At 62.3% G+C, this 7,426-nt stretch carries 5 protein-coding genes; 2 read left to right on the forward strand and 3 right to left on the reverse strand.

All coding sequences use genetic code 11. The features are described 5' to 3' along the window. On the forward strand, positions 1-209 hold a 209-nt coding region (locus ACI38B_RS01655), incomplete at its 5' end, for a hypothetical protein (protein WP_439729245.1). A gap of 91 nt (positions 210-300) precedes the next feature. Continuing rightward, on the forward strand, positions 301-1,164 hold the full coding sequence (locus tag ACI38B_RS01660; RefSeq protein WP_439729246.1) for an SAF domain-containing protein: 864 nt from the start codon (positions 301-303) through the stop codon (positions 1,162-1,164). 88 nt (positions 1,165-1,252) lie between these two features. On the opposite strand, the gene ACI38B_RS01665 is transcribed toward ACI38B_RS01660, so the two are convergent. From ACI38B_RS01665 to ACI38B_RS01675, 3 genes are read right to left on the reverse strand one after another with little or no spacing between them, the layout of a single operon-like run. Beyond that, positions 1,253-1,456, reverse strand: a complete 204-nt coding sequence (locus ACI38B_RS01665; RefSeq protein ID WP_439729247.1) for a hypothetical protein — start codon at positions 1,454-1,456, stop codon at positions 1,253-1,255. Beyond that, on the reverse strand, positions 1,457-5,071 hold the full coding sequence (locus ACI38B_RS01670; protein ID WP_439729248.1) for a helicase: 3,615 nt from the start codon (positions 5,069-5,071) through the stop codon (positions 1,457-1,459). A 7-nt stretch (positions 5,072-5,078) separates the two neighbouring features. Continuing rightward, entirely contained in the window at positions 5,079-7,127 is a 2,049-nt protein-coding gene (locus ACI38B_RS01675) for an FHA domain-containing protein (RefSeq protein ID WP_439729249.1), read from the reverse strand. Positions 7,128-7,426: the final 299 nt, after the last annotated feature.

Raw genomic sequence — 7,426 nt, forward strand, 5'->3', positions numbered from 1 at the left:
ACCCCGTTAGCGTAACCAGTTTGTGGGATATCGACGATGTGCGGCCGCATCACGTCACCAAGAAACAGAACCACAACCTTCTGCCGACACTGACCGGTCTCTCACCGTCGGCACAACCTTCTACCGACGCTCACAACCGCCCCACCGTCGGCAGAAGCAGGGATGCGGTGGGGAGGATGAGGATCGGGATGCCGACGGCCGGGAAATGACGGAAAAACCGAGGGAATTGTCGGCGCAACTTTTGACCACATTCCCCGGTAGCGGTTGCGCAGCCGCGCCGGGGCATGGTCGGATGGTGACATGGAATCATCACAGACCACATTCGCAGCCGCCTCCGGCAAATCCGGGGACACTGCCAAACGCAAGCGTCGACGCGGGATGAGTCTTGCCCGACGGCGGTTGATCGCCCGGATGCGACGGCTGACGAGCGCGCTGCTCGCAGGGCTGGCGATGTTCAGCGTACTCCAATGTGTGATGGCGACGGTGCGCACCCAGCCGATGCTCGTCACCACCGCACACATCAGCCGCGGAGAACGCCTTCACGCCACGCAACTGGCTACCACTAATATGCCCGCGCATGCCTCGTTCGCCCAAGCTCCGGCGACACCGGCTCAGGTCAAATCGGCAATCGCTCTCGTCGATATGCCAGCCGGCACGCTCATTCTGGCATCGCATATCCGCGGCCGTCCTATACCACCGGAAGGCTCCACAGTCATCGAAACGCCGCTGGCCAGTCAACCAGACAGTATGGTTGCGGGCGATACGGTCGACCTGATTGTCGGTCAATCCTGCGATGCGATTGGGTATTCGGCTTCATCTTCGACTGCAGAAGATATCGGGACCGACGGCCAGCAAACCCAACAGTCACAAGACCAACAGCCGCAAGACCAAGCGCTTTCGCAAGCCCTCGAGGAGTATCCGCCCGCGGATACGTCAGCGGGAACTGACAGTCAATCCGGCCAACCGTGTGTAATCGCGCAAGAAGCCACCGTCATCACTGTGCCCTCGGACGCTTCGGACGGCGTCGCACCCGGCGCCAACGGCAAGACGGCCATCGCCATGCGCCCCGAAGAGGCGCTCGCGCTTATGCGTTTGCCCGATGGCCTGCCGGTCATCGCGGCGCGACGTGCAGCGCAATCGGTTTCAGATCAGAGCACTCAGTGACAACCGACACACAGCGCCCAAGGCAACTCCCAAGCGACAACACCCAGGCGCATGTGAAACCCGGCGAAGCGACCGGCGAAGCGGCGAATTACCGGCCGCGCTCGTTGAACACCGCCCAGTGCGGCGGCAATTCGCCGAGAATACGCTGGTCGTCGTCGGCATCGCGCTGTTCGCGCGTCTGCACGTCGGAAGGCTCCAGCTTGACGCCATCGGCATCGAAGCGTTCAGTGCCCTTCATCGTGACGCGATGGTGGCGACGAGGCGTGCGACGTTGCGCATCATACGAGGGCATTCACGCCTCCCTGTACAGCGTGCCGATACGGGCGACCATGCGGTCAACCTCCTTATCGGGGTTGACGAACGCGGCGACGCTCCATACCGTCATCACCGACCAACCGAGCTGAGCCAACTCCTGCGGAAGCAGGCGATGGCGGGTACGCGTGGACTGGATGCCCATGAACTGGGCGTCATCGGTGAGCACGGCCAACGCGAAGGGCTTGCCTTTGATGCCGATGACCAGCGGAATGCGCATGCCATCGGAGAAGCCGTAATCCACGGCGACGTCCAGCCCGCGGGCGCGAATCCGGTCCGCCAAATCGTTGAACAGGACATTGTCGCCAGCAGATGCGGGCTGCGGACGCAACACACCGGAATCCAGCGCTTCCGCCCACTGCAACAGCCGCTTGAGCAACTGCGGACCAGGCTGGTGAAGACGCTCATCATCCAGATCCTCAGGACCGAAGGAGGAGACGATATCAAGATTGCGGTCGGCGAGCGCGAGCGCGTCAAGCAGCATACCCTTGCCGCCGTTGCCTTCAAGCGGGCCGAACTGCTGCAACAGCCTGCCGTGCGTGGTTTTCGCATAGCACATCGAGACGATGGCGTCGGTGGTCTGCGCCCCGGCGACTTCGTCGATGCCGATCAGCCGGACATGCCTGAGGAATCGTCCCATCGCCTTGTCTTTGGTCGCCAGGGACTTGAGTTCGGCGCCCAGACGGGAACGGAACGCTTCGGTCAGCGTCACGACGGTGAGCATGTAGTCAACGGGCACCACGGTGAACGACCCGGCACGGTCGCAAATCAGCTTGGTGACCGTGGCGATCTCCTGTTGGCTGCTTTCCACGAGTCCGGAAGAGATGACCGGCACGCCTGTCCCGTCGATCCGATGCAGTCGAACCGTGCCCTGCATGCCTTCCGTCGGCGCGGCATGGCGAATCTCGCCGTAGCCTTCCTTGCGCAGGAATACCGACAGCTGCGGGGAACGCCGGGTCAGACGGGAGCGTACTGAAACATGCGGCAGGATGCCGATCAGGGCTTTCACACTCGGGGAAGTCACCGTCGCGCAATGCGCGATGAGCACCACCTGACGGGCGCGGCAGACGATGGTAAGCAGTTCGATTGCCGGCAGATGGGCTGCGGCGTCGATAATCACCACATCGGCGAGCGGGGCGGGGTCAGTCAGCGCCGCGAGTGTGGACGGCGTACCCATAAGCACCGGCTTGGCGAGCGCCATGATCTGCGGGTGGTCGTGCAGCACACGGTTGAACGGAGTGTTCTGCCCGCCCGCGAGCACAGTATGCAGCTGGTTCGCTTCCTGCGTTTTCGAGAACAGCAGATCACACAGCTTGCGGATGGATTCCTGGTGAATCATCGGGCCGATTGAGCGCACATGCTCGGTATCGACCTGCGCGAACCGGTCGGCGGCTGTCTGCAACGCGGACCCGTCCTGATTCGAGATGATGGCGGATTCCTTGACGATGTCCTCGAACACGGTCGTCCACCACGACAGCTGAAGCTCGCCTTCGACCGCTTCCACGGGAACGTGACGCGCCCGCAGATCGTCGACCAGCTCATCCAACCCGACGGAGCGGAAGTCCTGTTCGAGACGGCAACGGCCGGGTAGGGTGTCCAATGCCATGTGGTCGTTGTACAGCGCCTTGAGTCGTTCTTCAAGCGTGTTGAAATCAAGCGATTCCAGGTTGCCGCCCTTCGGCGTGGTGGCCAGCACCGCGTCGAGGGAGGTGATGTCGCGCATCAGGGCGTCCTGGGTTTCCAGAATCGTGTCCAGCTTCGGCGGCAACACAGGCCATCCGCCGTGAGGCACGAACAGATGCCACTGCTCGGACTGTTTTGCTACGACGATAAGCGCGTCATGCAGGTTCTCAACCTGGGCGCCGACACGCAGCAGGCTCTTCGCTTCCTTGACGAGGCGGCGACGTTCCCAGAAGCCCAAATCGGAGCCTTCGGCTTTGCGCTGCTGCTTGGATTTACTCGCCTCGATCATCGCGTCGATGTCGCGTTCGAAGATTTCGGGCTGGAACACGTCGAGCACGCGGCGCAGATTCTTCAGCACCGTCACCTGACGCCCCCACTCCTGCGCTGTCGTAGGCACAGGGAATCCGCAGGTCTGCACAGTGGTTGCCACTTGCTCGCGGGTGGCTGGCAGCAGCTTCTGCATAACATCAACAACCCGCTGATATGCGTCGACAGCCTGGTCTTCGGTCGTCAGGGAAGCCTGATACCAGGCGGTGTCATCCGGCCCGATTGTGAATTCGCCGAGTTCGCCGGCGGTGGTGAGCTTGTGCGCCCACTCGTCCATATGCCCGTTGAGGGTGCGTGCGGCGGATTGACTCAGCCGCACGTGGGTCGCGGGGTGGGTCGGCAGTGTCGCGATGCTCGCGAGGTTCTGGATAGTCTGGTACGCCGAGACACCCCAGCGCTCGTTGACACCGTGCAGGTCGCCCAGATACCGGGTCAACCGGGAGCGCACGCCCACCAGCTCGTCGGACAGCTGGTCGAATCGGCTTGCAGCGTTGCCCGCACGGTACCCCACCGCGGCGATCAACTGCTTGTCGATGGCGGTGTTCCCCTGCTCATCGGCGATATCAAGAACCATATCGCCCATGCTGTTGGCGCCCATGAGTCGGGTGAAGCGGCGCTTCTGCTCGGCCACGCATGGGACGTAGAGCACGGATTTGCCGTTCATCACGCACCGCGAGGCGATCGCCGCGGCTTGGGCGGCGGTGCCGCTGCCGACTTCACTGTCCACGATGATGGAATGCCCGGCTGCGGCAAGATTGGCCGCATACCGCACGGTGTTGTCTACATCGCCGATTTCGAATTCAGCATGCGGATCGCCGTCGAACGGGCTAAATTCGGGGATTTTATCGGCTTCGATGTCGTGAAGCGCCTGAGGCAGGCCGGCAAGCGCGTCAAGAATGGTGTTGCCGCTGGCCCCATGGCGCAAAGTGTCGATAATCCGTTGGCTTTCCAGCAGAATCTGCGCGCTCGGATCCATGAAGCAACCGACTATGATGTACCGGTCGATGTTGAAATCGGTGAACGCCTTGCGGGCCTGCCGTTCGATTGCAGCGAACACTGCGGAAGTCTCCGGGGTGCCGTTGGGGTAATTGGAGCCGTCGAACAGCTCGTCTTCGTCGAGGTTGACGCCTTGATCATGCAGGGCGGTCACAAACGAGGGGTTGAGTCGTCCACGACCGGTGAAGCTGATGGTCGCGTCGGTTTCGCCGCCACCCGGCTTGCGCGTCACATCGACCGGATACAGCAGCACCGGGACGGATTTGCCGGACCATGTCGCCACGCCGACGACCATGGACAGTTCGGCGACTCCGCTGAGCCGGCTTTTTGTGGTCTGGTCCTCGTAGACGCGTTCCAAGCGTCGTCCGGCAGCCCGGAGCATGCCGGCGTCACGAAACAGGGAATCAAGCGGTGCCTTGCCGCTGGCGAACAGCTGGGCGATACCTGAAGGATGCGCGTGTGTCAAATCAAGCTGCGCCGACAGCTGGCTGATATCCTCAAGCGGAGACGGCGCCAAGGCGTTGCGATAGTCGTCACGCCAATGACGCATACGCCTGAGCGCTTCCTCAGACTGGATGGATTCACTCACCTTCGACTCACTTCCCTACCGCTTTGCGGTATTCCTGATAGCCCTGATTGCGCGAAAGCGCCGCGTCGACATCGGCGTTGCCCTGCGCCGCAAGCCACGTGTACAGGTCATCGTACAGCGAGGGGTTCATCGCAAGGAACGGCAACAGTTGGGCGTGCCGCGCAATCTGGAACTGGACGGTGTAATCACTGGTGGTCTTCGCCTGCTGCGAGGTGTATCCGCCGACCTCCACCATCTGCTCCTGCTTGTCAAAATCACCCCGGGAGACACGCTCAAACACCGAACCCGGCTCGAACACCGGCTTGAAGTTCTGTTGCGGATCGGCAGATACCTGCGGCTGCTGCATACCCGGCTGTTGGGCTGCTGGCTGCCCTGCTGTGGGGCGGGCGAAACGGCTGTAATCCTGCGCCTTAGCGGTCTGCGATACCTGCTGTTGTGCGGATTGGACTGGTTGAGTAGCCTGCATGACCGGAGCGGTCTGCGCGGGCTGGGCAACTTGGGCAGGCTGGGTAGCTTGCGCGCCTTGCACGGCCGGAGCAGACTGGGCGGCCGGAGCGGCTTGCGTGGCTGGAGATGCCTGCGCTGCGGAAGCGTCCATCGGTGTGAAGGTCACACGCGCCGCCTGTTGAGTGGGCTGTTGCGCCGGCTGTTGCGCCGCAACGGGACCGGGACCGGCTTGCACACCCTGCTGTGCGGGGGCTTGTACGGCAGATGCCGGGGACTCATCGGCCGGGGACTTATCAGCCAAAGACTCATCGGCCGATTGATTGGCCGGCTGACCCTCAGCGGTCGGTTGTTGCGCATTGACCGGCTGGTGCTGTGCATCACGGTCGCTCGCGGCACGCACCGCCTGTACCTCATGGATTCGCTGTGCGCTGAACAAATCATGTACCGACACCACATCCGGCTTTGACGTGGTCGAGGCGGGGGCTTCGCTCTTTTCGGGTGCAACAGAGTCGCCATTGGCGATGTCGGAGGGCACGTTGCCAGTGGAATCGCCCTGGGCGGTCGCGCTTTCGGTCTGATGCTGGCCGCCGGCAGCCTCAGCCCCGTCCTGGCTCGATGCCGATGAACCGGCATTCGACTCAGATGGCTGCTGCTTGGCTTGATCTTCCTGCTTGCTGCGCTTCTCGGCATCGGCGAACAGATCACGCGGGCCGGGCTCATTCATACCTCCCGGCCGCACGGTCAACGGCAACTCCTCAAGCGGGTGCTGTTCGGCGAATTGGCGTTGCTGGGTGACGGTGACCACGGGATCAGGCAGGATGGGCTGCGCACCGAACGCACGCGCCGGCGAAGTCTCGCGCTGCACAGGCGTCGCGCCGGAGGCGGACTGGCGAGAGACGGAATCGCGCTGACCGGCATCCGCACCGGAAACCGTATGCCCGGCGGGAGACGCTTGCTCTTGCACTGTTTCTTGCCCCGGTTGGGCCTGCCGCTGATCGTCCGACACGTTCCCGTCCGCGGGCTGTTCCGGCTCAGTGCCGGCGAGCTTCGGCACGTGCAGCGAGGCGTCGCGCAACTCACGCAGGCGATCGGCGACATTCTGCGAACTGAACATCGCAGTCGGCTCGCCGGCGCGCAGATTGAGGATGTCATCCACTGACATATCGGACGGGTCAGGTTCCTGCTTCGCGTCATCAGGGGCATAGGAGAACAGGTCCGTCACCTTGGGTTCGACCCGCTCCTGCACGTCCACACGGATGAAATCGACGGGGATATCACCGAATTGCAGGCGGATCGGCGAATATTTCAGCTCGCATTCCACGCCTGGCTGCAGCCGCGTCAGTTCGCCGTTCTCGCGAATCATATACGAACCGTTCGTGGAGTTGAGATCACGCACGTCCGCGGAACCGTCCTCATGCACCGTGAACAAGGCATGGCGCTTGGACATGGAGCGTTCGCTGTCGGGGACTTCAAGCCTTCGATTGCCGTCATCGGCAAGCGGGCGCAACGGTTTACGGCCGATTTCAATGCTCTCCCCCGGCTTTACATCCGTCTGTTCGGCGCCATTGACCTTGATGATCCACTGCTGCCCGGATCGCTGCTCAGTCACCTTGCGGCCTTCCTTTCGCCTGGTACGCGCAATTGCACACTACCTGCCATTGTGCCATGTTCTCCCTATTATCGCTCATAGCCTTGGAAGGTATTGACAAGTTCCACGCAATGACGTGTCGTTTCCGGGCGCATCAGGTTGCGATCATCCACAAACGATCTACCCTCACGACTCGCTCAGCGCAACCAGATTGGACAACCACACAAACTATCTGCGCAAACAAGGCCCCAGCGTAGACAGTTTGTGAGGGGTGAGTGGGGCCGCTCGGGGTGATTCCGCCGGATACGATTCCGCCGGAT

Source organism: Bifidobacterium sp., from assembly GCF_051876855.1.
Taxonomy (GTDB): domain Bacteria; phylum Actinomycetota; class Actinomycetes; order Actinomycetales; family Bifidobacteriaceae; genus Bifidobacterium.

Bases quoted from the DNA above. Each gene is read 5' to 3' on its own strand.
- ACI38B_RS01660 (WP_439729246.1), top strand. From the start codon at position 301: ATGGAATCATCACAGACCACATTCGCAGCCGCCTCCGGCAAATCCGGG.
- ACI38B_RS01665 (WP_439729247.1), bottom strand. From the start codon at position 1,456: ATGCCCTCGTATGATGCGCAACGTCGCACGCCTCGTCGCCACCATCGC.